Source organism: Zymobacter sp. IVIA_12111.31 C1 (assembly GCF_047495495.1).
Classification (GTDB): Bacteria; Pseudomonadota; Gammaproteobacteria; order Pseudomonadales; family Halomonadaceae; genus Zymobacter.
This window is the reverse complement of the sequence record NZ_CP179930.1, coordinates 2,111,951-2,137,469: the sequence shown is the minus strand read 5'-3', so window position 1 is coordinate 2,137,469 and position 25,519 is coordinate 2,111,951. Positions and strand designations below refer to the sequence as shown.

Sequence of the window (25,519 nt, the reverse complement as noted above, 5' to 3'; positions counted from 1 at the left end):
CTGGCAGTTCAAGATCACAATGGGCATAAACTTTCCGCCGATCTTCCTGTCTTATGGCATGACACTTGATCTTTTACGCTTCTGAACCGAGGGCGTTGCAAATGACTCAGCAGTTACATGAATCCCTGTCAGCCATCATGGATGGGGAAGGTAACGAGCTCGAACTCCGTCGCGTGCTCAAGACACTTGATGAATCCCCTGAGCTGGGGGATGTCTGGCGCCGCTATCACCTCATGCGCAGCGCCTTGCGGCGCGAGCGCGATACCGTAGTGGATATGGATATTGCCTCAAGTGTCATGGCCGTGATCGAGCAGGAAGAAACACCTCTTGGCGATACCGCCGTCGAGGCAGTCGCACCGGCACAGTCCGTGCGGAGCCAGAAACGTCGTGGCCTTTCGCTGATGGGTGGCGCTGCGGTTGCTGCAGCCGTGAGCCTAATGGTGGTCTCTGGTGTGCAGTTCTATCGCGGACATGACAGTGCCGCTTTGCCTGATGCCGCTTCCCTGCAGGCGAACAATGCCGTGCTGGACAACGCCGCTCAGCAACTGGCGGTCAATGGCAGCGATAGTTTGGGAACACTGGGCTACTTCGGTCAGGGCAATCAGGCCATGGCGGCAAGCTACGCTGACTTCGCGCATGCTGCGGGAGGCGATCTGACCCCTGTTAGCTGGAGTGTGAGTAGCGATGAGGCTGGTGCAAAATCACACAGCCGCCGCTACAACGGCCACAGTGAGCAGCAGGATACCGATTCCACACGCTTCCATTTCGAGCGTGGCCTGAATCGCTGATTCAGTCGGTGGGTAAGAATCCTTGATGATGTTGGCGCGATGGGTTCCTGTTCAGGGCGGTCGCGCTTTTTTGTGCCTGTCCGATAGCGACTGAACGCCGTTATGGTGTCGATATGGCCGCTTGGTGCGCTTACAGGATAATGTGTCATCGCTCACAGTGATGAAGATGGGCGCTGACATCGAAGGTGGCCGGCCTTTTAAGGTGGTGGGCTTTTCAAAGGTGCCGCGTATTGTAGATGAGGCTTTTTGCCCTTATCTCTTCACGGTGCTGGACGCAGAGTCCGTTCAGCCGTGGCGGGCTCGGCGGTGTCCGCCGGGCATCCTTTATGCAGTGGATCGCTGCGTTGCTGCGCGACGGTGCAGCAAGATGCAGTCAACATCGTTTTCTGCTCGACTCCGAGCATCTTTCTGTTGTTGGGAGCTCCTCTGATGTCGATTCGACGCACATTCCTTCCTCTGGCGGTACTGTTGTCCGTTCCTTTTTCATCGCTGTTGGCCAGCGCAGACGATGTGGCCCCAGTGCCTTCCTTATCTTCCGTCTCTGCACTGCCGAACTTCACGTCCTTGATGAAGAAAGCGGCACCGTCCGTCGTCAATATTTCGGCAGCACGCGGTGCATGGGGTGATGATGGGCTGGTGCTGGATCTCTCCGATGTACCTGAGCCGTTCCGGCGCTTCTTTGATCAGGCCCCGTTCGGTATTACCCCCGGTTGGCGTCGTCCTCTTGATGAGGTGCGGTCGTTGGGATCGGGGTTCGTCATCGGACGGGACGGTTATATTCTGACCAACGCACATGTGGTGGACGGGGCCGAGCGCATCAAGGTGAAGTTCAGTGACCGGCGCGAGCTGGATGCTCGTCTGGTGGGCACGGACAAGCGTACGGATATCGCTCTGCTTAAAGTGGATGCGCACGATCTGCCGGTGCTGCCACTGGGCAATTCCGATCAGCTCCAACCGGGAGAATGGGTGGCGGCCATCGGATCGCCATTTGGTTTTGATCAGTCGATTACCGCAGGCATTGTCAGTGCCACGGACCGTAACTTATCGGGGGACGGCACGGTGCCGTTCATCCAGACCGATGTCGCCATCAATCCGGGTAACTCGGGTGGGCCGCTGTTGAACCTCAACGGTGACGTAGTGGGGATCAACTCACAGATTCTAACTCGAAGCGGTGGCTATATGGGGCTGTCGTTCGCCATTCCAGCTAACGTGGCGCTATCCGTAGCCGATCAGCTCAAGCAGGATGGCCGTGTGCATCGGGCATGGTTGGGGGTCTCCTTGCAGGCATTGGATGGGCGTCTGGCGCGGGCCTTTGGGCGGGGTGAAACGAAAGGGGCGTTGGTGGCCTCTGTGATCAGCGGAAGTCCTGCGGAACGGGCCGGTGTACGACCGGGCGACATCATTCTCAAAGCCAATGGTCAGCCGATAGACAGCGTGGATCGCGTGCCGCGTATCGTGGCTGCTCAGCGTCCGGGGCAGCAGCTTGTGCTTGACGTCTGGCGGCAAGGGGCCGTCGTGTCGCTTGATGTGCCCCTGGTCGAGCACGGTGATGCAATGGCGAAGTTGGCGTCACCCGCTGCGCCGCCCCAGGGGCGGCATGCGGGTGGTCGCTTGGGGATTAAGGCGTCGGTGTTGGACGCCAAGGCTCTGGCTTTGCTGGGCGTTGCGCACGGGGTAAGGATTGAGGCAGTCGATGACAGTAGCATGGCGGCACAGGCAGGGCTGATGCCTGGCGATGTGCTGGTCGAGCTCGACGGTCAGGCCGTGACGTCGCCCGCTCAGCTGAGCCATATGGCCGATGCGCTGCCGAGTCGCCATGCTATTTCGATGCGTGTGATTCGAGATCGACAGATCATCTATATGGCGTTGGAAGTAAGCAAAGACTAACGCTGGTCGAATAGGTATCGAGCCGCTCTATCCGTTAGGGCGGCTTTTGTGTATATGTCGGTAGGGTGTCTCCGTCCGTAAATGGTCGGAGTAAAGATGTATCTTATTAGTGGGAATAAGGTGGCATCGTGACAAATTGTGCAAGGCGGAACTGCTATACATAACGTCTTGTCTTAATGGGTGAATCGTTAGCGCACAGTACGTTTTCTGTGCCGACGACATGAACAGGAATCTCCCCATGAAAAAGATGATAGCTGCCGGTGTACTGTGCAGTATGGTGCTGCCCGCGATTGCGGTGGCAGAGCCTTTCGATCACCGTCCGGATGGACCGGAAGGGCGTCCTCCCATGCATCACCAAGGTCCAGAACGTGGTGGTCCTGGTGGTCCTCGCGAAGGTGGCTTTGGGCCTGACCGCGGTCCGGCGCCAGGCCCCATGCACCGTGGCGGACCGCGTCACAGCATGCCGCGTGATGCGGAAGCGCTGTTGATCGGTGGTATCACCTATTACCTACTCGATGGCCTCTATTATCAACATCGTGGCAGTGAGTACATCACCGTTGCGCCGCCTCCCGATGCGGCCACGTCAATGACGCCGCTCGACTACAAAGGGCGTCGTTACTACGTGCAGCACGGTCACTATTATTCCCGTACCCCGGGCGGTCAGTATGTCGAGATTAGTCGTCCACAGGGCTTGTGATCTCGGGGCTTATTTCTGATATCAGGCAGGGCGGCCGTTGGGAAGTTGCCAGTCGGCCATGCGCGTAGGAAGCGCGTGTGCGGCAGTGGGGCAGGGAGTTGACATGATGTCTGGCCCGGCACAAGGATGTGGCTGTCGCACGAGGGGGGGGATGGAACGTAGTATACGGCCAAGGATGGCTCTTTTTTTACAAGCGATGGAAAGCGTTTACGGCACTCACGTACTGGCCTGCGATAGACCACTGAACAGTGGTACTGCGCTGCGGAAAGGATTGATCGCCAGCAAAGCCGTTTGAGGCCTTGGCGGTTGTACTGATATGGCCTGATCAGCTTGCCGCTTCGGGATAGTGATAGGCTGGCTTGTGTAACTGCGGTGGCGTCTGGGTTTGAGTTGGTTTTCACTACTCAGTTTTCACCACACTACTTAGTTTTTCACCGCTTAGATGCCGTACAGAACACTGAATATAAGAAAAGCCGCCCTTGGTATACCAAGGAGCGGCTTTTCTTTCAGACATGATATCAGCAAGACAGATACCTCACCGCAGTGAGGCATCCGCTATAGCTGAATCATCTCAACCGATGTGTTCACCGATTTCGACGATTTTCATGCTGTTGGTAGTGCCCTGAGCGCAGTGGTGGTCGCCACGAGTGATGACCACGTAGTCGCCTTTGGTGCCCAGACCTTTCTCTTCGACCAGTTCAACCGCAGCGCGGTTAACTTCCGGAGTCGGGTATTTGGAAGCATCAAATTTGACCGGTACTACGCCTTTGTACAGAGACATGCGGCACAGAGTACGATCGGACGGAGACAGTGCAACGATCGGCAGGTCGGAGCGAATGCGAGAAGCAACCAGCGGAGTGTGGCCAGTTTCAGTCAGGCAAGCTACGGCTGCAACGCCTTCCAGGTGGTTGGCAGCGAACATTGCAGAGTAAGCAACGGTTTCGTCCAGACGGTCGAACGTGCAATCCAGACGGTTGTTGTCGCGACGAGCTTCCTGCAGTGCTTCAGCACCCGCAATAGCGCGTTTCATTGCTTCAACAGTTTCGACCGGATAGTCACCAGCTGCAGTTTCTGCAGAACACATGACAGCGTCAGCACCGTCGAGAACGGCGTTACCTACGTCCATGACTTCTGCACGAGTCGGCAGCGGAGCGTTGATCATGGATTCCAGCGCCTGAGTGGCGTTGATAACCGGCGTGTTGTACATCTGAGCACGCTTGATCATGTTTTTCTGTGCGCCGATCAGGCGAGCATCGCCGATTTCAACACCCAGGTCACCACGAGCAACCATGACAGCGTCAGATGCTTTGATGATGCCGTCGAGGATTTCGTTGGTAGAAACGGCTTCAGCACGTTCTACTTTAGCAACGAGACCGATGGTTTTGCCGATGTCGCTCTGGAGGTCGTCGGAGTACTTGTGCAGCAGCTCGCGAGCGTATTCCATGTCAGCAGCAGAACGCGGGAAGGAGATCGCGATGTAGTCAACGCCCAGTTTGATGGCCGTCTGCATGTCGATCTTGTCTTTCTCGGTCAGTGCCGCAGCGGACAGACCGCCGCCCTGCTTGTTGATCCCTTTGTTGTTGGACAGCTTGCCGCCAACCAGGACTTTGCAGTGTACTTTCGGTGCAGCCACGCCAGTGACTTCGAAGACCAGGCGGCCGTCGTCCAGCAGCAGTACGTCGCCTTCGAACAGGTCTTTTGCCAGATCTTTGTAGTCACAGCCGACCTGATGCTCGTCACCATCGGTACGACCCAGGTCCATGTCGATGATGAACGGCTGACCAACTTCAAGGTTGACCGCGCCTTCTTTGAAACGTGCGATACGAATTTTCGGACCCTGCAGGTCACCGAGGATCGCAACGTGACGGCCATATTTGGCAGAGGCAGCGCGTACGGATTCTACGCGTTGACGATGTTCTTCCGGGTCGCCGTGAGAGAAGTTGATACGGACAACGTCGATACCGGCTTTGACCATGGCGTCTAGAATGCCAGGTTTGTCGGTGGTCGGACCAAGCGTCGTCAGAATCTTGGTGCGACGAACGGGTTGTTTCTGTGCTTGCGGCATCAGGTCTTTCTCCTTTGCGCTAAATGGCGTGTCGTAATATTACACGTTTTTGGCATCGAGCGGGGGCGATGATACGCGCCACCAGGTTCACTATCCTACGCACATATTGTCGCAACCCCTGCGGCCCAGTCGGATTATGCTGGGTGGCATGGGGTGTGCCGATGTGCGTCGCTGCTGATGCCTAGAGTACCACCTTTTCCCTGCCACGGAGCGTTGAGCAGGGCTCGGTCCGCGACGCATGGTACTCCAGTGATCGTGATACTCCAGTGATTCAGTATCGGCGAACAGCATGTATAGCCGAGGATATATCGGCAGGTGTTGCAATAAAGGCTGTTCGCATCTATATGGTGTGCTCCAAGAAAAGGGTGTGCAAGCCGTCAGTGACAGTCTTCATCGACCTTAGTCGCCTTTTCATGTGTCGGGCGCAGGCGATGATACCCGTTGTTGGCGGTCAAAGTCATGCCGGATATACCTTTTCGAGTGGTTCCGTGCTATTTGAGGCGTAAGTAAGTGATTCGTTCCTCGTGGAATGTTTATGCGACATGGGCTCAACTCTGCCGTCGGTCTGCCGATGGATGCGCGGTGGCGTCGTAACGTCTGCTAGGGTAGGGTAGGCACATTTATTCCCATGCGCCGCAGCGGAAATCCCGCGGTGAGCGCGCTGCACAGAGATGGAATGCTATGGGTAAGTCACTGGTGATCGTGGAATCGCCGGCCAAGGCCAAGACCATCAATAAGTATCTGGGCGACGAGTTCATCGTGAAGTCCAGTGTAGGTCATATCCGTGACCTGCCGACGGGTGGCAATGATCGGCGTACGACGACGCCGGCAGAGCGCAGCCAGCAGGCCGCGCTGACGCGCAAAATGTCGCCTGAACAGAAGGCCGAATACAAGCTGCGCAAACAGCACGAGCAGTTGATTCGTCGCATGGGCGTCGATCCCGATCATGATTGGGAAGCGCACTACGAAATTCTGCCGGGCAAGGAAAAAGTCGTCGATGAACTGAAACGTCTGGCCCGCAAGGCCGACGCTATCTATCTCGCAACCGACCTTGACCGCGAGGGGGAAGCCATTGCCTGGCACCTTCGCGAGACCATCGGTGGTGATGAAGGCCGTTTCCGGCGTGTGGTGTTCAACGAGATCACCAAGAACGCGATCCAGCAGGCCTTCCAGTCGCCGGGCGAGTTGCAGATGCCACGCGTCCGCGCCCAGCAGGCACGGCGTTTCCTCGACCGCGTGGTGGGCTTCATGTTGTCGCCGCTGCTGTGGGGTAAGGTGGCCCGCGGATTGTCAGCCGGCCGCGTGCAGTCGGTGGCGGTGCGTCTGATCGTTGAGCGAGAACGCGAGATCCGCGCCTTCGTTCCTGAGGAATTCTGGGACGTCATGGCGCGTCTGCGCTATGGCAAGGACGACGTACTGAACTTCGAGCTCGTGCGCCAAAACGGTGAGCCGTTCCGTCCTGTTAGCGAAGAAGAGACACTGTCGCGCATCGCGGGGCTGTACGATGCGACTCTGGCGATCACCAAGCGTGAAGACCGCCCGACGTCCAGCAAGCCCGGCGCTCCCTTTATTACGTCGACGTTGCAGCAGGCGGCAAGTGGTCGCTTAGGCTTTTCGGTCAAGAAGACCATGATGCTGGCTCAGCGCTTGTATGAAGCGGGCTATATCACGTATATGCGTACCGACTCCACCAACCTGTCACAGGATGCCGTGGAGCAGGTACGCGATCATATCGCTGCTGAATATGGCGATGCGTACCTTCCCGACGCTCCCGTGCGCTATTCCAGCAAGCAGGGCGCACAGGAAGCGCACGAGGCGATCCGCCCGACTGACGTGAAGCGTGCAACCTCACAGCTGAGCGGCATGGAACGTGACGCGGAACGCCTCTACGAGTTGATCTGGCGCCAGTTCGTGGCCTGCCAGATGGTGCCTGCGCGCTATCTGTCGACGGCGCTGACCGTAGATGCCGATGGCTACACACTGCGTACGCGCGGCCGCGTACTGAAGTTCGACGGTTATACGCGCGTGCTGCCGCCGAGCAGCCGCAGTGCGGAAGATCAACAGTTACCGGACATCCAAGAAGGCACGGCGCTGACGCTGGATGGTCTCGACCCTGAGCAGCACTTCACCAAGCCGACGGCGCGCTACACTGAGGCCAGCTTGGTCAAGGAACTGGAAAAACGTAGCATCGGTCGCCCATCCACTTATGCGTCGATCATCTCGACCATTCAGGATCGCGGCTACGTGCGGCTGGAGAACCGTCGTTTCTACGCCGAGAAGCTGGGTGAAATCGTGACCGACCGCTTGGTCGAGTCTTTCCAGGATCTGCTTGATTACAGCTTTACCGCGCGTATGGAAGGCAGCCTAGACGGTGTCGCCGAAGGCCAGCGCGACTGGCTGCAGTTGCTCAATACGTTCTATGGCGATTTTAAGGCCGAGCTCGACAAGGCCAGCGGCGATGACGGTATGCGCCCCAATCAGCCGGTCGATACCGATATCAAATGCCCGGACTGCGGTCGTCATATGCAGATCCGTACGGCATCGACAGGGGTCTTCCTTGGCTGCTCCGGTTATAACCTGCCGCCCAAGGAACGTTGCAAAAAGACCATTGACCTGCTGCCAGGTGAAGAAGCCGTAGCGGCGGATGCCGGTGATGAAGCCGAAACGGATGCACTGCGCGCCATGCATCGTTGCCCTATTTGTGGCACGGCGATGGACAGCTATCTGGTCGACGAACACCGCAAACTGCACGTCTGCGGTAACAGTCCTGACTGTGCCGGGTATGAAATTGAGCACGGCAGCTTCCGCATCAAAGGTTATGAAGGTCCGACGCTTGAATGCGATAAGTGCGGATCGGAAATGCAGCTGCGTGCTGGGCGTTTCGGCAAGTATTTTGCCTGCACCAACGATGACTGCAAGAACACGCGCAAGCTGCTGAAGAGCGGTGAAGCGGCACCGCCGAAGATGGATCCGATTCCGATGCCGGAACTGGCCTGTCAGAAGGTGGAGGATCACTATGTCCTGCGTGATGGGGCCAGTGGCCTGTTCCTCGCCGCGAGCCAGTTTCCTCGCAAGCGTGAAACGCGGGCACCGTTGGTGCTGGAACTGCAGCCGCATCGCGAAACGCTGCCTGAAAAATACCACTTCCTGCTGGATGCGCCTGTGGCCGATCCGGACGGTCGTCCCGCACAGATCCGCTTCTCGCGTAAGAGCAAGGAGCAGTACGTGATGACTGAAGACAACGGTAAGGCTACCGGCTGGCGCGCTTCTTTCGTCGACGGGCGCTGGGTCGTGGAAGACAAGCGTAAACCGGCCAAGAGTGCGAAGTAATGGATATCGATCCGTCACGTCGCACCCAGCGCTTGATGTATGATGCTGAGCTGTTGGCATCGCATGCCCTGTCGCTGGACGGGGCGTTGCAGCAGGCCTGTGAATCCGGAGCGCTGGTATTGGCCGAGCAGAGCCTAGCGGCGCTGGTGGCCGAATTGGCGGCGCCCCAGCCACTTGAAGCTGGGCCGTGGCAGCAGATGCTGAACGCGCTGCCTGATACGCTTCAGGAGCGACGTTTGCTGGAGCGTGCATTGTTGACGGCGAACGGTGAGTTGTATGCGTTGTATCTTCGCCTAGAACAGCGGCGGACGGGGCATGTCCCGGCAACGGCGGGGTTAATCGCCACCACGCTGTCTGTGGGTGAACGTGTAGCGCAGCTCAAAGATCAGTTAGTCGCATTGCGTGTGCTGGCCAATGGGCTGCGGGAGTCATCGCGCTTCTGCTGAAATGTTGCTCAAGAAGAAGGCGCGGGGCCGCTGATGTGGCTCGGCACTTCGTAGGTGTCTGTTTCATCAAGGCGCTTGCCGTACGGCTTTATCAAGCCGCTAGGGTGAGCGCCTTGAGCATTTGTGTCGGGTAGTTTCTCTTCATCAACACGTAAGACACACCGCGCCAGAGCGGTGAATGCGCATTCCCTGTGTCACCATAATGGGGAATAAAAGGGTTGTCATGACCATCGCTGAAGGAGCATTCGTCATGCAAGGGTGGCTGTTTCTAGTGGTTGCCGTAGTGGCGGAAGTGATCGCAACGTCTGCGCTCAAGGCCAGCAACGGTTTTTCGCGTTTGTGGCCTTCGGTGCTGGTGGTCGTGGGGTACGGCTGCGCCTTCTATTTCTTGTCGTTGACGCTTCGGTATCTGCCTCTGGGTATTGCCTATGCCGTTTGGGCGGGATTGGGGGTGGTGCTGACCACGCTGATCGGTTGGGCACTTTTCCAGCAGAAGCTGGATGCCGCGGCGCTGATCGGTATAGTACTCATTCTGGCAGGGGTGATGGTCATGAATACGTTCTCTTCCGTTCAGGCGCACTGAGCGATCGGAAAACGATCGCACGGTGCTTACTGTGCACATGCAGGGTTGCCGGCGGGGAATATAGCGCGCGACCGTGGGCTGCTACCTTCCTTCTCATCCAGTACGACTTATCAAGGAAAATCATGCGTTACGCTATTTTTGATATCGACGGTACGATCAGTCAGGCGGGGCAACCGATTTCATCTTCTGTCGCCAATGCGCTGTTAGCGCTGCGCGAACACTGTCAGGTCGTCTTCGCTTCTGCGCGGCCCGTGCGCGATATGCTGCCACTGCTGCCGGATGAGTTGCATGATGCCGTAATGGTGGGCTGCAACGGCGGAATGGCATGGCAGCGCGGCGAGTTTATGATCAACGAAAAATTCGATGCCGACAGTGCAGCAAGCATGCTGGGGTGGTTGGATAATGCCCGTGCGGCCTACGTGGTGGAAAGTCACTGGCAGTACGGCTTCTCGCCCATCGCGCATGATTTCCATGACTATGTGCGTTCGCTGAACGTCACGTTCCCTCCCGTTGAGCGCGATACAGTGATGGCGCAAGGGGTTAACAAGATTCTGATTCTCGATATGGCACTGCGGGAACCGCTGTTAGAGTACCTGAGTGCTCAGCCCTTCAATGTTGTCGAGAAGCTCCACCGTTTCGATCACTGCTTCGATCTAATGCCCGGCCAGACCGATAAGGTGAATGCGCTGGATCGGTTAGCGATTGCACCCGAGCACGCGATTATCTTCGGCAACGACCTTAACGATCAGGCTATGCTGGCCCGCGCGGCACACTCGGTCGTTGTGGGTGAATTCCAGCCCGCTACGCCACCTCACCAGCGTGTCGCGTTCGACGAGGTGGCACAGGCCATCACCGCGCTGGCCGATAGGGTCGCAGCCTGATCCGTATTGGGGCTGTGCCATCGAGAAAATGGTAGGGGTATCTGCGCCTATCTGCTGGAATATGAAGACATCACGGTGCTAACGCGCTGAGCATGGTGCTGCGGTATTCTTGCGCCTCGCCTGTCGCACGGGCTGCGCTGTCGTGGTACCCTGTGGTCAGACAACGACCATGGCGCTAATCGCTATGGTCGTTTTTTTACCATGTGAGGTGATTCATGATCGACAATGCGATTCTCGAGATCGTAGAGCTTCCGGACGGTGAGGTCGTGCTTCGTTCTACCGATAGCGATGATGAAGCTCCTTTGGTCAGCATTCGATTTTCCGAGCAGGCGCTGGAGCTGCTGCAGCGAAGCCGGTTCGACGTCGCACGGGAAATGATCGACCATGCCATCACGCGTTCGACACTGTGGGACGGTGACGATACGCTGAGCGAGCAGGACGAAGAAGAGTCGGTGACCGTGCATTAATAAGCATGTCGCACGATGAGCGCCCGCAGCAGACAGTGTGCGGGTGGGGGAGTGCCTAGGGGACGAACCCTAGGTTAGGCCGACGATCGCCATGATCGTGCGGCACAGGATAAAAGGAAGGCGGGCAGGCCGATTCACACGGCCTGCCCGCCTTTCGTGTACCTATCTACTGGTAGGCGTATCGCGTGGGATCAGTGCAGACCCTGATCGCCACGGATGACGCCGACTCCGATACCTTCGATTTCCAGCGCATCGCGGGTGACATCCACTTCGATCGGTGCAAAGTCGGGGTTCTCTGCGATCAGGCGAACATGATTGCCCTGACGCTCGAAGCGTTTGACCGTTACGTCATCGCCCAGACGAGCCACGACGATCTGGCCGTTGTGCACGTCCTGCGTTTTGTGCACCGCCAGCAGATCACCGTCTAGAATGCCGACATCCTGCATCGACACCCCTTTGACGCGCAGCAGATAATCCGCGCGCGGCGAGAAGAAGTCTGGCGACAGCGGGCAGTAGCGGTCGACGTGTTCGGTGGCGAGAATAGGGCTACCCGCCGCAACCTGACCTACAATGGCCAGCGTATCGGTCGGTGCCGCTTCGTCGCGCTTAATGATGCGGATGCCGCGTGACGCGCCCGCGATCATTTCGATCACGCCCTTGCGTTTCAGGGCGCGCAGATGTTCTTCGGCGGCGTTGGCAGAGCGGAACCCCAACGCTCGCGCAATCTCTGCCCGTGTAGGTGGATATCCCAGCGTATCGAGCGTCTCGCAGATGAAGTCAAAGACTTCCTGCTGGCGACGAGTGAGTGGTTTCGTCATGACAGGCCTTGTCGTCTTGGATGAAATAATATCTCTGTGATTATATCCAGTGTATTCTGCCACGCAAGTCAATTGCAGCATACGGCGCGTTATGGGGTAGAATGGTCGCCGCACGGGAATGGGGCGCGTTTTGTTCTCATGTGGCATGCGTGAACGTTAGTTCGGCACGAGGCTTCTTTCCTTTAGATCAGTGGGAAAACGTGCCGCCGGGAAAACCTTCCGGGCAAACGCGTGTCCGAAGGACTACGTATCCGCGCCATCGGCATGCTGCCGGCAGCGATAGTGCGCTTGCCCAGGCGGTGCGCCCGCTGTCTCCATGTGCTTCGCTCGTCACCTGACCTGGCTCCGGCTTCGTCAGGTGTTCTGTTTTCGGCATGGTAGTGCCGTATCCCACTTACATTTGAACAAGACTCTGGCAATGCAAGACGATCCGATTTTTGATTCTCATCGCCACGTGCAGGATATGAATGCGCTGATGGCGCAGGCTGACTGTCTGGTCACGCAAGAAGAAGTGGACGCCGCACTCGACGCCATGGCGACGCGCATGACGGAAGTGCTGGGTGACAAATTGCCGCTGTGCTTCTGCGTCATGAACGGTGGCCTCATCACGACGGGTCACTTGCTGACGCGTCTCGGTTTCCCGCTTGAAATCGATTACCTGCACGCGACGCGCTACCGCGGCAAGACCAGCGGTGGGGAATTGTTCTGGCGCGTTTCTCCCGAGCGGCCGATGAAAGGACGTCATGTGGTCGTCATCGACGATATCCTCGATGAAGGCGCCACGCTGGCGGCTATTCTGGAATACTGCCGCGAGGCGGGTGCTGCAAGCGTCTCCTCTGCGGTGCTGGTCGACAAGAAGCATGATCGCAAGGCCGTGCCGGGTCTGAAGGCCGATTTCTGTGGTCTGGAAGTCGAAGACCGTTACGTGTTCGGTTTCGGCATGGACTACAAGGGCTATTGGCGCAACGCGCCGGGTATCTTCGCGCCCAAAGGGCTGTAAAAGCGTTTGCCCATGAGCGTGCGCAGTGAGGGCGCTTCGACCGTGACTTTGAATGTGAGGCCTATCTTTCAATGAGCAATCTGTCGAAGCTGTCGAGCCGTCTGATGAAGTATCGCCACCAGCTGGGGGTTGCCCTGATCGTGGCGATCTTCGTCGGTGCGGTGTATGCCTGTTGGTCGATGGTCAGAAGCATCAATCTGAGCCAACTGCATGCGGCGCTGGTGGCCGTGCCGCCACAGTGGATCGTGGGGGCCGTGCTGGCAGCGGTTGGCAGCTATGTGATGCTGTTGGGCTATGAATGGTCGGCGACGCGCTATGCCGGCGTCAGCGTGCCGTCGCGAGCGTTGGTCATGGCGGGGGCATGTGCGTCGGCAGTGGGCAATGCAATCGGGCTGTCAATGTTATCGGGCGGTGCGGTGCGTTATCGGCTTTACTTTCCTCACGGTATAGAACCGGCCGACGTGGCGCGTATGTCAGCATTCGTCAGCCTAGCGTTGGGCTGTGCGTTGCCACCACTGGCCGCTGTCGCAGCACTGATCCACGTCGATGCGGCCGCGCAGGCACTGCATCTGTCACGCAGCTGGGTTATTGGTATCGGCATTGCTGTGCTGGTTGGCTATCTGCTGTTGGTTGGTATTCTGGCCACGCGCCGTTCTGCGCACTGTCCGACGCCGTTCACGCGTCAGTTTCACCTGTGGCACTGGCGGTTTCGCCTGCCTAATATGGTGCTGTCCGCGTTGCAGCTGCTTATTACGCTGCTGGATGTCATCTGCGCGTCCGCCGTGCTGTACCTGCTGATTCCGGGCGATATTCCCTTCACCACTTTCATGATGGTATATCTGCTGGCGCTGGCGACGGGCGTATTGAGTCATATACCCGGCGGGTTTGGCGTCTTTGAGATGATCATTCTGTCGGCTTTCAAGGGATCGGTAGGCGAAGCACCACTGCTGGCGGCTATTCTGCTGTACCGGGCGATCTATGTACTGCTGCCACTGGTACTGGCCTGTCTGGCACTGCTGTGCTGTGAACTGGTTAGACTGCGGCGGCATCGCAGCGCGTCGTAGCGCAGCGGACTATCCCGAGGCTAGGACAAGAAAAGGCGAGCTCTCCATTGCGGAGGCTCGCCTTTTCTGTTTTTGCCTGCGGTGCTGAGCGGTTGGTATGCCGTAAGGCACTCAGGTTTGGCTATGCCGTGCTTAGAGCATGCTTCATAACGCCAATACCCATGTCATTGACGGGACGTCAAACCACAAAGTTGCGGTAGAAACCGTCTGTTTTAGAAAGGGTAAACGCAATCGTTCAGGTTATAAAACAGTCTCTTAGTGCGCCTGCTTCCAACGCGCCAGTAGGGCTTTCGCAGCGGCAGCGGGGTCGGGCTGGGCGCAGATCGCACTGACCACGGCAATGCCGTCGGCTTCGGTAGTGGCGATGTCGCTGAGGCGTTCGCCGTCGATGCCGCCAATCGCTACGCAAGGCAGGCCGTGCGTGCGTGCGCGCGCCGCCAGATGATGCAGACCGTCGATGCCCAGCACCTTCACTTCCTTAGTCTGGGTCGGATAGACCGCACCAAGCCCGATGTAGTCCAGCGTGCCCGCGGGCTGCGCAAGGGCATAGTCCAGCTCGGCATCGTTGTGGACGCTCAGCCCCAGCAGTCGATCGGGACCGAGGCGCTGGCGGGCAACGGTGGGGGGCAGGTCGTCCTGACCGATATGGGCGCCTTCAGCATCGGCCGCTATTGCCGCGTCGATGTCGTCGTTGACCAGTACCGGTACGGCACGCCCAATGGCGTCGATGATGCGGCGCGCCAGTGCGGTGCGCTGCTCCGTAGTGGCATGCTTGTCGCGCAGCTGAATCAGCGTGGCACCGCCTTCTACGGCTGCCTGGCAGGTAGCGACGATGCGATCATCATCACGTTCATCGAGGCTGATCGTGACCAGGTAGAGCGATAGGTCGAGGTGGGGACGTGTGAGCGTTGAAGTGACGGTCATGCCTGCTGCTCCTCGTGGATGGCGGTGGCGGGACGCGTGTGGCGCACGGGATGCGGGTGCTCGCTCAGGGCGTCGCTGCTGTCCGATGACGTGTGTGCGGAAGGTGCTTGGCGGCCGAAGCCGGCATCCCAGTCCTTCCATACGGGCTGTAACCCTGACTGGCGCAGGGCGTCAGCAACCTGTTCGGGGGTACGGTGATCATCTGGCGTGAACTGTTCGAGATGATGATCGTGGGTATTGGCATAGCCGCCCGGTTGCGTCTGAGAGAACGCGCTGATACTGGTGATGCCCAACGGTGCTACATGGTCGCGGAAGCGTGCGGATTCGCGGGTCGACAGCGACAGCTCGACGTCGGGAAATGCGATGCGATAGGCGCAGATGAGCTGTACCAGATGGCGCTCGGTGACCAGGGCGGCGGGGGTGATGCCACCCTCACACGGACGCAGACGCGGAAACGATATTGAGAAGCGGCTCTGCCAGTAGCGTTCGCGCAGGTAGCGCAGGTGCTCCGTCATCATGAAGCAGTCGGTACGCCAGTCGGCGGACAGCCCAAGCAGTGCGCCTAGGCCGATCTTGCTCATGCCCGCTAGGCCTAGGCGGTCAGGCGTTTCCAGTCGCCACTGGAAGTCGGTCTTGAAGCCGCTGAGGTGGTGCTGATCGTACAGCGCAGGGTGGTAGGTTTCCTGATACACCAGCACCGTATCAACGCCCAGTGTGCGCAGTTCGGCGTAGTCCTCAATTCGCATCGGTTGCACTTCCATCATCAGATGACTGAAGTGGCGGCGAATGCGTGGCAGGTGCTCGCGGAAGTACGCCATGCCGACCTTCTTGGGGTGTTCCCCTGTCACGATCACGACCTGATCGAACCCCAGCGCCTTGATTGCTTCGCATTCCCGCTCAATCTCTTCTCCGCTCAGGATTTTGCGGGTGATCCTGTTATGCGAAGAGAAACCGCAGTAGCTGCAGTTGTTGGCGCACATGTTCGACAGGTACAGCGGGACATACATGCCAATGGTGCTGCCGAAGCGCTGGCGGCTGAGGGCCTGTGCACGCTGGGCCATCTGTTCGAGAAACCCGTCGGCGGCGGGTGAGATCAGCGCCATCAGATCATGGGCGTCCGGGGATGGGGCGGTCAGGGCACGCTGAACGTCGGCGGCCGTCATGGCATTGATGCGCAGGGTGATGTCCTGCCAGTCGAGCTGGCACAGCTCACCGAAAAATGAACGGCTCATGCAGTGAGGCTCCTTCAGTTCAGCGTGTCGAGAAAAGAGGTGAGCGGGCTGGAGGCCTGTGCCTGCCATGTGACCGCACCGGGACGGCTAGAGCGTGCCAGTTCGCCTGCTTCGACGGCGAGGCGGAAAGCGTGGGCCATCTGCACGGGATCAGCGGCCGAGGCGATGGCGGTATTCACTAGCACGGCATCGGCCCCCATTTCCAGTGCCTCCACCGCTTGGCTGGGGCGGCCGATACCTGCATCAACGACCACCGGTACCTGTGCTTGCTCGATGATGATGCGCAGCATATCACGCGTGGACAGCCCCTGATTGGAGCCGATCGGCGCACCCAACGGCATGACCGCGGCGCAGCCGACCTCTTCCAGCCGCTTGCACAGCACCGGATCGGCACTGCAGTAAGGCATGACGATAAAACCTTCCTTGACCAGCTGTTCTGCGGCCTTGAGCGTTTCGATGGGGTCGGGCAGCAGCCAGCGTTGATCGGGGTGGATCTCCAGTTTGATCCACGGTGTATTCATCGCTTCGCGTGCAAGTTGGGCGGCCAGTACGGCTTCATCGGCGGTGCGTGCGCCGGACGTGTTGGGCAGCAGTGGGATGCCGCTGGCTTTAAGCGGTGCATAGACGTCGCCTTCGTTGGCGGTAGCGGTTACTCGCTTCATCGCCAGGGTCACCATCCCTGCGCCGGAAGCTTCCAGCGCGGCCAGCATTAGCGCTGGGGTGGCGAATTTACCCGTACCCATCAGTAGGCGGGAAGAGAACGTGTGGTCGGCAATGGTTAGCATGACAAAAGAGTCCTGACAGAAGGTGAACGAAAGCGTTGGCAGTGGCGCGGTAGCGGCATACGGGCCGTTTAGCCTCCGGCGATGGGCTGGATCAGCAGCAGGGCATCGCCGCCGCTGATGGTCTGCTGTTCCCAGTGCTGGCGGGGCACGACCTTGCCGTTGAGTGCGACGGCATAGCCGGGGGCGGTAGCGTCAAGCTGGACGAGCAGCTCAGCCAGTGTCAGAGGGCTTTGGGGCAGCGTGCGAGGTTCACCGTTGAGCGTGATGGTGGTGGTCATGAGTGAGTTCCACAGACAGGGCAGTGAGGGTGAGCGGTGCGTTCGAGGGTCTGCCAGCGCTGATGCTGACCGTCGAACAAGGTGATCGTGTGGGTAAGAGGCGAATCGTTGCTGACCAGCCAGCGAATGGCCTCAAGGGCCTGCATGGCCCCCAAAATGCCGGGTAGCGGGCCGAGGATGGGTAGGGGGCCGGGAGCGGCGGGGGCTTCTTCGGGGAACAGACAGTGGTAGCAGCCGTGACTGAACGGGGGCGCGAAGACGGTGAGCTGGCCTTGCAGGCGGGCAACGCTGGCGTGTATCCACGGTGTCTGCAGGGCTACGCAGCAGGCATTGATGGCGCGACGAGTGGCAAGGTTGTCGGTGCAGTCCAGTACAAGATCGGCGGCGGCAACGGCATCCAGCAGGGCTGAACCTTCTAGGCGGCAGGCAAGGGCGCGGCAGTCCACGTCGGCGTTGCGGGCGCTCAACCGCTGGCAGGCGGTGTCCGCCTTCGAGAGCCCGATATCCGCTTCGTTGTACAGCACCTGACGATGAAGATTGGTGAGGCTGACGTGATCGTCGTCAGCGAGCGTCAGCATGCCTACGCCAGCACCCGCCAAATAAGGGGACGCTGCTGACCCCAGACCGCCCGCACCGACCAGCAGTACATGGGCGGCGTGCAGGCGCTGTTGTCCTTCGAGGCCGAAGTCGCTGAGGGCCATTTGACGCTGATAGCGAGGTGATGTCGATGACGAGGAGAGCGCTTCCACGGTGATGTTTCCTTTCCGCAATGCGCCTGGCTGCCTTCGATATCAGCGGGCAGGACAGGCTGATTCGGAGCGAATAGAGCAAAGGGAACGCGGTGGGACGCTGGTCATTCAGAGGGGGGAAAGGCGTGCGAGGGCGCAGTGATGCCGCGCTTCAGGATAAACCTGCCCGTGAGTCGTCCGTACCAATAGCAGGACATGGGGCAGGGTGCACGCTTGTTTCCTTCGCAGATCCGAATCTGATCAGGTTCCACGGATTCCCTCTGGGGGTCTCAGCTCCCGAGCGTGGTACATCATCGCTGGGAGCACTCCGACAAGTGCTGATGGGTGCTGTTTTAACGCACTGAGCGTCGGCTGGCAAGCTCGGTGCGCCGATATGGGCTTCGACGTTAGTCGCTGTTCACCGCGCTGCGACTCTGCTCAAGCCGCGTCAGCAGGGCCTCTATCGCCTTGAAGCGCGTTTCGGCATCGGGCATGGCGGCAGTGAAGCGCAGCGTTTGCGCGCCGTCGAGTCGGTAGCGTTGGGGCTCGCGCTGAATCAGCGTGACCAGTGCCATCGGATCAATGGTCGGCTGGCTGCCGAAAATCAGGCGGCCCCGCTCCGGTCCCGCTTCAAGACGATGGATGCCCAGCCGCTCGGCGCGTTGGCGCAACACGGCCTGACGGAACAGGTGCTTGACCGGGTCAGGCAGTAGGCCGAAGCGGTCGATCATCTCGACTTGAAGCTCGCGCAGGGCGTCGGCCGTAGCGGCGCTACTGATGCGCTTGTACATCACCAGACGCTGCTGCACATCGGGCAGGTAGTCGTCGGGAATTAGGGCGGGCAGCCCCAGTCCGATTTCGACCTCTTCTTCGAGCGGTGCTTCGAGGTTTGGCGTTTTCCCCGAACGAATGGCTTTCACGGCACGATCAAGCATGTCCATGTACAGGCCATAGCCGATGGTTTCGATCTGGCCGCTCTGTTCTTCACCCAACAGCTCCCCCGCGCCGCGGATTTCCAGATCGTGGCTGGCCAGTGTGAAACCGGCCCCCAGGTCTTCCGATTGGCTGATGGCTTCAAGACGCTTGCGAGCATCGCTGGTGATCTGCTTCGGCGGTGGCGTCAGCAGGTACGCATAGGCTTGGTGGTGCGAACGACCCACGCGGCCGCGCAGCTGGTGCAGCTGTGCCAGTCCGAACTTATCGGCGCGCTCAATGATGATGGTGTTGGCGCTGGGCACGTCGATACCGGTTTCGATGATCGTTGAGCAGACCAGAATGTTGAAGCGCTTGTGGTAGAAGTCGCTCATCACGCGTTCCAGCTGACGTTCGGCCAGCTGACCGTGTGCTACGCCGACGCGTGCTTCGGGCACCAGCTCTTCCAGCTTCTCAGCCGCTGCTTCGATGCTTTTGACCTCGTTGTGGAGGTAGTAGACCTGCCCGCCGCGCAGGATTTCACGCAGGATGGCTTCCTTCAATACGCCATCGTTGCGCTGCTGGATGAACGTCTTGACCGACAGGCGGCGTGCCGGTGGTGTGGCGATGATCGACAGATCGCGCATGCCACTCATCGCCATCGACAGTGTGCGAGGGATGGGGGTGGCGGTCATGGTGAGAATGTCCACTTCGGCGCGCATCGCCTTCAGACGCTCCTTCTGCGCCACCCCAAAGCGGTGTTCCTCGTCGATGATGACCAGCCCCAGTTCCTTGAATTCGGTGTCGCGCCCGAGCAGCTTGTGCGTGCCGATCACGATGTCGGCCTGGCCCTCGCGCAAGCGTTCGAGGGCGGCGGTCTGTGCTTTGCCGGCCTTGAAGCGCGATAGGATTTCGATATTGACGGCGGTATCCGCGAAGCGGTCACGAAAGTTGTCGTAGTGCTGCTGGGCCAGCAGTGTGGTCGGCACCAGTACGGCGACCTGTCGTCCCGAGTTGACGGCCAAGAACGCCGCGCGCATTGCCACTTCGGTTTTGCCGAAACCAACGTCACCGCAGATGACGCGATCCATCGGCTGTACGGAGGTCATGTCGTGAATGACGGCCTGAATGGCTGCTTTCTGGTCGGGGGTTTCCTCGAACGGGAATGCCGCGGCAAAGCGTGCATAGGCATCGTCGGGGGGCAGGCAGGCAAAACCCTCACGCGCTTCGCGGCGGGCATACACGTCCAGCAGCTCGGCCGCGGTATCGCGGATGCGTTCGGCTGCCTTGCGGCGTGCCTTCTCCCATTGATCGTTGCCCAGCTTGTGCAGTGGCGCAGCTTCGTCGGGTGCACCGCTATAGCGGGAGATCATCGACAGGCTATCGACGGGCACGTACAGCTTGGCACCGTTGGCGTATTCGAGCGCCACGAACTCCGCCTGTTGGCCCGCGGCGGTGATGGTCTCCAGTCCCAGATAGCGTCCAACCCCGTGTGCACGGTGAACGACCGGTGCGCCAGGCTTCAGCTCCGACAGGCTACGGATCACCAGCTCGTCATCGTCCGTCGCGCGCACCTGTTGGCGTCGGCGGCTTTGGCGCACGATGTCACCGTACAGCTCGGTTTCGGTAATGACGATCAGCTTGTCGGCTGGTAACCAGACACCTTCGCCCAGTGCGCCGGTAGTGATACCGCGCGACGCCTGTTCTTGCATGAAGGTTGTCCAGCCCAGCAGGTGTGCCGCATGTGTGACCAGTCCTCCCAGCTGTTCTTCCAGTGCTTCTAGGCGGCCGCGGCTTTCGGCAACGTACAGCAGGCGCGTATCGGGGCCGACATGCTGTTCCAGAAATGCCATCAAACGGTGCAGTGGTTTGGGGCTGCGCCCATCAAGGCTGATATCGGGAAGCGGTGCCGCAGCAAAGATATGGGCGTGTTTGTGTGGTTCGCTGACCCACTGGGTGCGCGGATAGTGCTTGATTAGCCCGAACAGATCGTCGGCGGGCACAAACGCACGTTCAGGAGGCAGCAGTGGGCGCGTCCGATCAACGGCCAGGTTTGCATAGCGTTCCTGAATGCTGAGCCAGTGCTGGCGAGCGGCATCCTGAACGCCCGGCAGCAGCATGATTTCGAGCGCCTCACTGCCGATGTGATCGAATAGGGTGGCGGTTTCATCGAAAAACAGCGGCAGATACTGCTCAAGGCCTGGAGAGGGGATGCCTTCCAGCGCGTCCAGATAGAGCGGCACTTGACGCGGATCGACATCAAACCCCGTTTCGAACCCTTCACGGAAGCGCGCAATGGCCTCCTGCGTCAGCGGATATTCGTGTGCCGGCAGCAGCTCAATCTCATCGAGGCTGTCGCTGGAGCGCTGTGTTTCGGGATCGAAGCGGCGCAGCGTGTCGACTTCATCATCGAACAGATCAATGCGCAGCGGCGAATCGCTACCGGTCGGATAGAGGTCGATCAGTGCGCCGCGGAAGGCATACTCGCCCGGCTCGAAGACGGTCTCGACCGCCCGATAGCCGTTGCGGTGCAGCTGCAAGCGGAACTGCTCGCGATCAAGGTGCTGGCCGCGTGCGAGCTTGAGCGCTTGCACGGCGACGTAGTCGACCGGAGGCAGACGCTGCATCAGTGTATTGACCGGAACAATCAGTACGTCTGGGTGATGCGACTGTAAGCGTCGCATGACGCGCAGCCGGGTCGAGACGATATCGCGGTGCGGTGAGAAGGTGTCATACGGCAGGGTTTCCCAGTCGGGAAACGTCTGCAGCCGCTCATTGTTACTGTAGAAGAAGCGCAAATCGGCTTCCAACCGCTGAGCCGACGCCATATCGGGCGTGATCACCATGAAGGGTGTCTTGGCAGACTGTGCCAGTCGTGTCGCCAGCGCGAGGGCAGCCGCGCTGCCCGGGGGCTGTTGCCAATAGCAGGTGTCGGAAGCGGAGCGGGGAGCGGGTGGCGAAAAAGGTGAGACAGGCGTTGAGTCAGGCATGTCGATCCGTCGGTTGTACGTGAGTCGATAGGCAATGCCCCCAGTGTACTGCAAGCCCTTGAGAAACACTAAGGGCGATACTGTATGGATATCCGTGTATCACTGGGGAAGGCTCAATAGCGGTAACGATGCACGCGGATGCTGGGCAGCCACGGCTCATCGTCGATACGCGAGTCACTGCGGCGAGCGCGAGTGCGTGTCTCGGGCGGGGCGGCGGGCGGCTGGTTGCAGTGGGGAAGACGCCCGTTGGGAGACGGCACGAACAACGGCATGGCGATGTTCATGGCCTGACGCTGGCGGCCGTCATCCAGCGGTTCGACATAGAACAGATTCGCGCGCATCAGCGGTGCTTGCGCCTGTACCTGTGCTAGCGGTTCATCGCTGGGCAGCGCGGCCAGCTTGCGGTACTGGATTCGGACATGATCGGCGGAGGTATCGAGCTGCATCAGCAGTTTTTCGGCATCCTGTACGCTCAGGCGCTTGATCGAGCGTCCGTTGCTGTACCACGCCAGTCGAATGCGTGCGACGGGCGCTGGAGCGATCAGCACGCGCCGCCAGCATTGTTTGAGGTGCAGGCGAGCTAGGCCGTCATCGCACAGATGTGCGTTGACCGCGGAAGGCCGCAGAGGAAGTGCCGCGCGCATGGCGGTCAGCTGGTCGGCGGGTAGCGTGGTACGGATCTGCGTTATCACCTCACCGAAATGATCCTTGCAGCGGTTGACCCCCTCGGCAAGCGCCATCAGTGCTTCGTCGGCAGCCACTACCCCGACATAGTTGCGCGTTGCCCGTCCATCCTGCCCGTCGTGATACCACATGTCTGTCAGCGCCTCACGCAGCCAGGCCGCTGCCGAGCGGGGTTGGCCGTCGTCCGAGGGGAGGCACCACAGCTGAGGCGGGTGGCGATCGACATGGCGACACAGGGTGTCGATCGAAGCGCAGAGCGCATCGAATGCTTCTTCAAGCGCCTTTTGCAGTGCCATATCCGAGGGCAATGTCATACGAGTCTGCCTTATACCGTTATCTTTGCATGTGACTTGCAGCCTGTCACGTTCAACGCTGAGGTGCAAGGGGGGCCATAACGATATCCGTATCCTTATGGCGAATGGCGAGCGTGATTGGCGTGGTCAGAGGCCGGGGCGAACGGCAGACCCTGCGGACTGGCGGTCGTCGTTGGGCGGTACGCCGAAGTAGCGCTTGTATTCGCGACTAAACTGCGAAGGGCTCTTGTAGCCGACGGCTTCTGCCACATGGCTGACCGGCAGGCGATCTTGACTGAGTAGCATGCGGGCTTTCAGCAGCCGTATCTGTTTGAGGTATTGCAACGGTGATGTGCAGATCAGGCGCTTGAACTGATGATGGAAGGTCGAGGCGCTCATGTTGACGTGGCAGGCCAGCGTTTGGATGTTGAGCGGCTCTTCGTAATGCGCGTGCAGGTACTGCAAGGCTTTGGTCAGGCGCGAGAACGGCCCCTGATGATGCAGCAGAGCCTGAATGGCATGCCCTTGCTCGCCGCGCAGCACATCCAGAATGACCTCAATCACCCGGGACTGGCCGACAACCGCTTGCAGGATGGGGTCGTGCAAGCACTCCAGCAGGCGGATGACATTATCTGCCATATGGTTGTCGAGGTGTACGGCGCTCATCGGCGCAGTGGGGCGGACAGTGGGGTGAGCCGGTGTGATATCGCTCAGGCGTACTAGAATGTCGCTCATCAGCTCAGGGCGCAGGGCGATGGAAACCCCCATCATCGGCGCATCGGGTGAGGCAAAGGTTTCGCACTCGAACGGTACGGGCAGGGTCTGCACCAGATAGTGCCCTTCGCCGTAGAACACGCGGTGCGTGCCAAGGTGACCAATCTTGGTGCCCTGTACGATCACGGTAATACTGGGGCTGTACATCAGTGGTGTGCGAGCCACGTCGTGCTCGGAGTACAGCAGTGTGACCCCAGGCAGATCGGTGGGGGTATACCCGGGGGCGGGCGACAGCGCTCGAATGAGCTGCTGCATGCGTGTCAGAGCCATCTGCATGATGTTATCCCTGAGTAACGTAGCGGTAGCATAGGGTAGGCATCTTACCCTATCCGTCGACGCCTTTTGTATGCGCTTTCAGTAGCGTCTGCACGTGATAGCAGAATCGTGCATGCGGGTGGCAGTGCGCTCTGTAAGCAATGGCGTGGTGTTCAAAAGTACAGGTAATGTACACGTATCCAGACTGTCATGCGCAATTTCATCATCATGGGACAGAATTAAGCATGATAATAGGGTTGATGGACGGGCAATTCGCTCGGTTATCGACAGGATCGTGTGATCTTTCAGCAGCAATATCGGTAGGGCGATGGCAGCGTGACGCTTATACTGCCAGCCCGCTGGAACGCTCTGCATGTCTGCGTGTGTCGCCGCATGGCGAGCATCGCGCAACGGCACGTGGCCTGTGCCGATGCTGAGCCGTTCCGCTCCATTTTCATTGGATTAAGGATGTCCTTATGAGCCAAGCATTCGGTTATGCCGCCCAGTCATCAACGTCTCCTCTTGCGCCTTTCTCGTTCGAACGACGCGAGCCGCGGGAAGACGATGTCGTCATCAGGATCCTTTACTGCGGCGTATGTCACTCCGACATCCATCAGGTACGTGACGAATGGGGCGGTAGTCAGTACCCGATGGTGCCGGGACACGAAATTATCGGTGAAGTGACGGCCGTAGGCCGCAACGTGACCGATTTCCGCGTGGGTGAACATGTCGGCGTGGGCTGTATGGTCGATTCCTGCCAGCACTGTGACGCCTGCCACGACGGGCTGGAGCAGTACTGTGCAGAATTCCCGACCATGACCTACGGTGCTGTGGATCGTCACGATGGCACGGTAACGCAGGGCGGCTATTCCAACCATATCGTTGTCGATCGCCATTTTGTGCTACACGTTCCGGAAGGTGCCGATTTGCCGGCCACTGCGCCGATTTTGTGTGCTGGGATCACTACGTGGTCACCGCTGCGCCACTTCAACGTAGGTGAAGGTCACAAAGTAGGCGTTATCGGTATGGGCGGTTTGGGCCACATGGGGGTAAAGCTGGCGAAGGCGCTGGGTGCCGAAGTCACGCTGTTCACCCGTTCGGCGAAGAAAGCTGAAGAAGCCTTTGCGCAAGGGGCCGATCACGTCATCGTATCTACCGATGAGGCACAGATGCAGGCCGCGGCTGATCGCTTCGACTTCCTACTCGATACCGTACCGGTTCAGCACGACCTTAACCCGTATCTGGCAACGCTGAAATATGATGGTGTCCATATCTTGGTCGGGCTGATTGAGCCGATCGAACCGGCACTGCATGCGGCCAACTTGGTGATGAAACGTCGCGCGGTGGTGGGCTCGCTGATCGGCGGCATTCCTGAAACCCAGGAGCTGCTGGACTTCTGTGCCGAGCATGACATCACCTGCGATATCGAGATGCTTGATATCCGTCATATCAACGAAGGCTACGAGCGCATGATCAAAGGCGACGTGAAGTACCGCTTCGTCATTGATATGGCTACGCTTGAACAGGCGCGTCAGCAAGAGCTGAGCCGCACCGAGTAAGCCGCGGTAACAACTAGCGGCTGTAAGTGCCGACCATTGCTGAGGGAAGCGCAGAAATCTGTGCTTCCCTTTTGCTTTA

Annotated in this window: 21 protein-coding genes and 1 riboswitch; of the genes, 11 read left to right on the top strand and 10 right to left on the bottom strand. The window is 59.3% G+C overall.

Going from position 1 to position 25,519, the window contains the following annotated elements; all coding sequences use genetic code 11:
- The first annotated feature begins 101 nt into the window (after positions 1-101).
- From ACMHYW_RS09665 to ACMHYW_RS09655, 3 genes are all read left to right on the top strand, one after another.
- Positions 102-788 (top strand): sigma-E factor negative regulatory protein, encoded by a 687-nt coding sequence (locus ACMHYW_RS09665; RefSeq protein WP_414499749.1) that lies wholly within the window; start codon positions 102-104, stop codon positions 786-788.
- A 429-nt stretch (positions 789-1,217) separates the two neighbouring features.
- Positions 1,218-2,675: a Do family serine endopeptidase gene (locus ACMHYW_RS09660; RefSeq protein ID WP_414499748.1), complete on the top strand. Its 1,458-nt coding sequence runs from the start codon at positions 1,218-1,220 to the stop codon at positions 2,673-2,675.
- Positions 2,676-2,913: 238 nt separating this feature from the next.
- Positions 2,914-3,372: a hypothetical protein gene (locus ACMHYW_RS09655; RefSeq protein ID WP_027705139.1), complete on the top strand. Its 459-nt coding sequence runs from the start codon at positions 2,914-2,916 to the stop codon at positions 3,370-3,372.
- A gap of 571 nt (positions 3,373-3,943) precedes the next feature.
- Here ACMHYW_RS09655 and pyk read toward each other — a convergent pair.
- The gene (gene pyk / locus ACMHYW_RS09650) at positions 3,944-5,437 is read right to left on the bottom strand and encodes a pyruvate kinase (RefSeq protein ID WP_027705140.1); all 1,494 of its coding nucleotides are present in this window, start codon (positions 5,435-5,437) and stop codon (positions 3,944-3,946) included.
- A 681-nt stretch (positions 5,438-6,118) separates the two neighbouring features.
- Between pyk and topA the strand changes: the two genes are divergently transcribed.
- The 5 genes from topA to ACMHYW_RS09625 all read left to right on the top strand — a co-directional run bounded on the left by topA (position 6,119) and on the right by ACMHYW_RS09625 (position 11,144).
- Positions 6,119-8,767 carry a type I DNA topoisomerase gene (topA, locus tag ACMHYW_RS09645; protein WP_027705141.1) on the top strand — a complete coding sequence of 883 codons (2,649 nt, stop codon included), beginning with the start codon at positions 6,119-6,121 and terminating at the stop codon, positions 8,765-8,767.
- Positions 8,767-9,213 (top strand): DUF6586 family protein, encoded by a 447-nt coding sequence (locus ACMHYW_RS09640; RefSeq protein WP_414499747.1) that lies wholly within the window; start codon positions 8,767-8,769, stop codon positions 9,211-9,213. Before topA ends, ACMHYW_RS09640 begins: the two co-directional genes overlap by 1 nt.
- A gap of 250 nt (positions 9,214-9,463) precedes the next feature.
- Entirely contained in the window at positions 9,464-9,796 is a 333-nt protein-coding gene (locus tag ACMHYW_RS09635; protein ID WP_027705143.1) for a DMT family transporter, read from the top strand.
- A gap of 122 nt (positions 9,797-9,918) precedes the next feature.
- Complete coding sequence (locus ACMHYW_RS09630; protein WP_414499746.1) at positions 9,919-10,677, top strand: HAD-IIB family hydrolase; 759 nt, start codon at positions 9,919-9,921, stop codon at positions 10,675-10,677.
- Positions 10,678-10,892: 215 nt separating this feature from the next.
- Positions 10,893-11,144 carry a hypothetical protein gene (locus ACMHYW_RS09625; RefSeq protein WP_414499745.1) on the top strand — a complete coding sequence of 84 codons (252 nt, stop codon included), beginning with the start codon at positions 10,893-10,895 and terminating at the stop codon, positions 11,142-11,144.
- Positions 11,145-11,335: 191 nt separating this feature from the next.
- On the opposite strand, the gene lexA is transcribed toward ACMHYW_RS09625, so the two are convergent.
- Positions 11,336-11,962, bottom strand: coding sequence for a transcriptional repressor LexA (lexA, locus tag ACMHYW_RS09620; protein WP_027705145.1), 627 nt, complete (start codon positions 11,960-11,962; stop codon positions 11,336-11,338).
- A gap of 418 nt (positions 11,963-12,380) precedes the next feature.
- Here lexA and ACMHYW_RS09615 point away from each other — a divergent pair, with 418 nt between their 5' ends.
- The gene (locus tag ACMHYW_RS09615) at positions 12,381-12,962 is read left to right on the top strand and encodes a hypoxanthine-guanine phosphoribosyltransferase (protein WP_051523797.1); all 582 of its coding nucleotides are present in this window, start codon (positions 12,381-12,383) and stop codon (positions 12,960-12,962) included.
- Between the two features lie 71 nt (positions 12,963-13,033).
- Positions 13,034-14,026: a lysylphosphatidylglycerol synthase domain-containing protein gene (locus ACMHYW_RS09610; RefSeq protein ID WP_414499744.1), complete on the top strand. Its 993-nt coding sequence runs from the start codon at positions 13,034-13,036 to the stop codon at positions 14,024-14,026.
- Between the two features lie 255 nt (positions 14,027-14,281).
- Here the strand turns inward: ACMHYW_RS09610 and thiE are convergent, their stop codons facing one another.
- From thiE to ACMHYW_RS09570, 8 genes are all read right to left on the bottom strand, one after another.
- On the bottom strand, positions 14,282-14,950 hold the full coding sequence (gene thiE / locus ACMHYW_RS09605; protein ID WP_414499743.1) for a thiamine phosphate synthase: 669 nt from the start codon (positions 14,948-14,950) through the stop codon (positions 14,282-14,284).
- Positions 14,947-16,182 (bottom strand): 2-iminoacetate synthase ThiH, encoded by a 1,236-nt coding sequence (thiH, locus tag ACMHYW_RS09600; RefSeq protein ID WP_414499742.1) that lies wholly within the window; start codon positions 16,180-16,182, stop codon positions 14,947-14,949. The genes thiE and thiH overlap by 4 nt, the downstream gene beginning before the upstream one ends.
- A 14-nt stretch (positions 16,183-16,196) precedes the next feature.
- Positions 16,197-16,967, bottom strand: a complete 771-nt coding sequence (locus tag ACMHYW_RS09595) for a thiazole synthase (protein ID WP_414499741.1) — start codon at positions 16,965-16,967, stop codon at positions 16,197-16,199.
- 68 nt (positions 16,968-17,035) lie between these two features.
- Positions 17,036-17,245 carry a sulfur carrier protein ThiS gene (thiS, locus tag ACMHYW_RS09590; protein WP_414499740.1) on the bottom strand — a complete coding sequence of 70 codons (210 nt, stop codon included), beginning with the start codon at positions 17,243-17,245 and terminating at the stop codon, positions 17,036-17,038.
- Positions 17,242-17,994, bottom strand: coding sequence for a HesA/MoeB/ThiF family protein (locus tag ACMHYW_RS09585; protein ID WP_414499739.1), 753 nt, complete (start codon positions 17,992-17,994; stop codon positions 17,242-17,244). The genes thiS and ACMHYW_RS09585 overlap by 4 nt, the downstream gene beginning before the upstream one ends.
- A 200-nt stretch (positions 17,995-18,194) precedes the next feature.
- Positions 18,195-18,314: riboswitch (TPP riboswitch) on the bottom strand.
- A gap of 66 nt (positions 18,315-18,380) precedes the next feature.
- Complete coding sequence (mfd, locus tag ACMHYW_RS09580; protein WP_414499738.1) at positions 18,381-21,875, bottom strand: transcription-repair coupling factor; 3,495 nt, start codon at positions 21,873-21,875, stop codon at positions 18,381-18,383.
- 113 nt (positions 21,876-21,988) lie between these two features.
- Complete coding sequence (locus ACMHYW_RS09575) at positions 21,989-22,873, bottom strand: DNA replication terminus site-binding protein (RefSeq protein WP_414499737.1); 885 nt, start codon at positions 22,871-22,873, stop codon at positions 21,989-21,991.
- Between the two features lie 126 nt (positions 22,874-22,999).
- Positions 23,000-23,902: an AraC family transcriptional regulator N-terminal domain-containing protein gene (locus ACMHYW_RS09570; RefSeq protein ID WP_414499736.1), complete on the bottom strand. Its 903-nt coding sequence runs from the start codon at positions 23,900-23,902 to the stop codon at positions 23,000-23,002.
- A gap of 455 nt (positions 23,903-24,357) precedes the next feature.
- Here ACMHYW_RS09570 and ACMHYW_RS09565 point away from each other — a divergent pair, with 455 nt between their 5' ends.
- The gene (locus ACMHYW_RS09565; protein WP_414499735.1) at positions 24,358-25,440 is read left to right on the top strand and encodes an NAD(P)-dependent alcohol dehydrogenase; all 1,083 of its coding nucleotides are present in this window, start codon (positions 24,358-24,360) and stop codon (positions 25,438-25,440) included.
- Positions 25,441-25,519 lie beyond the last annotated feature (79 nt).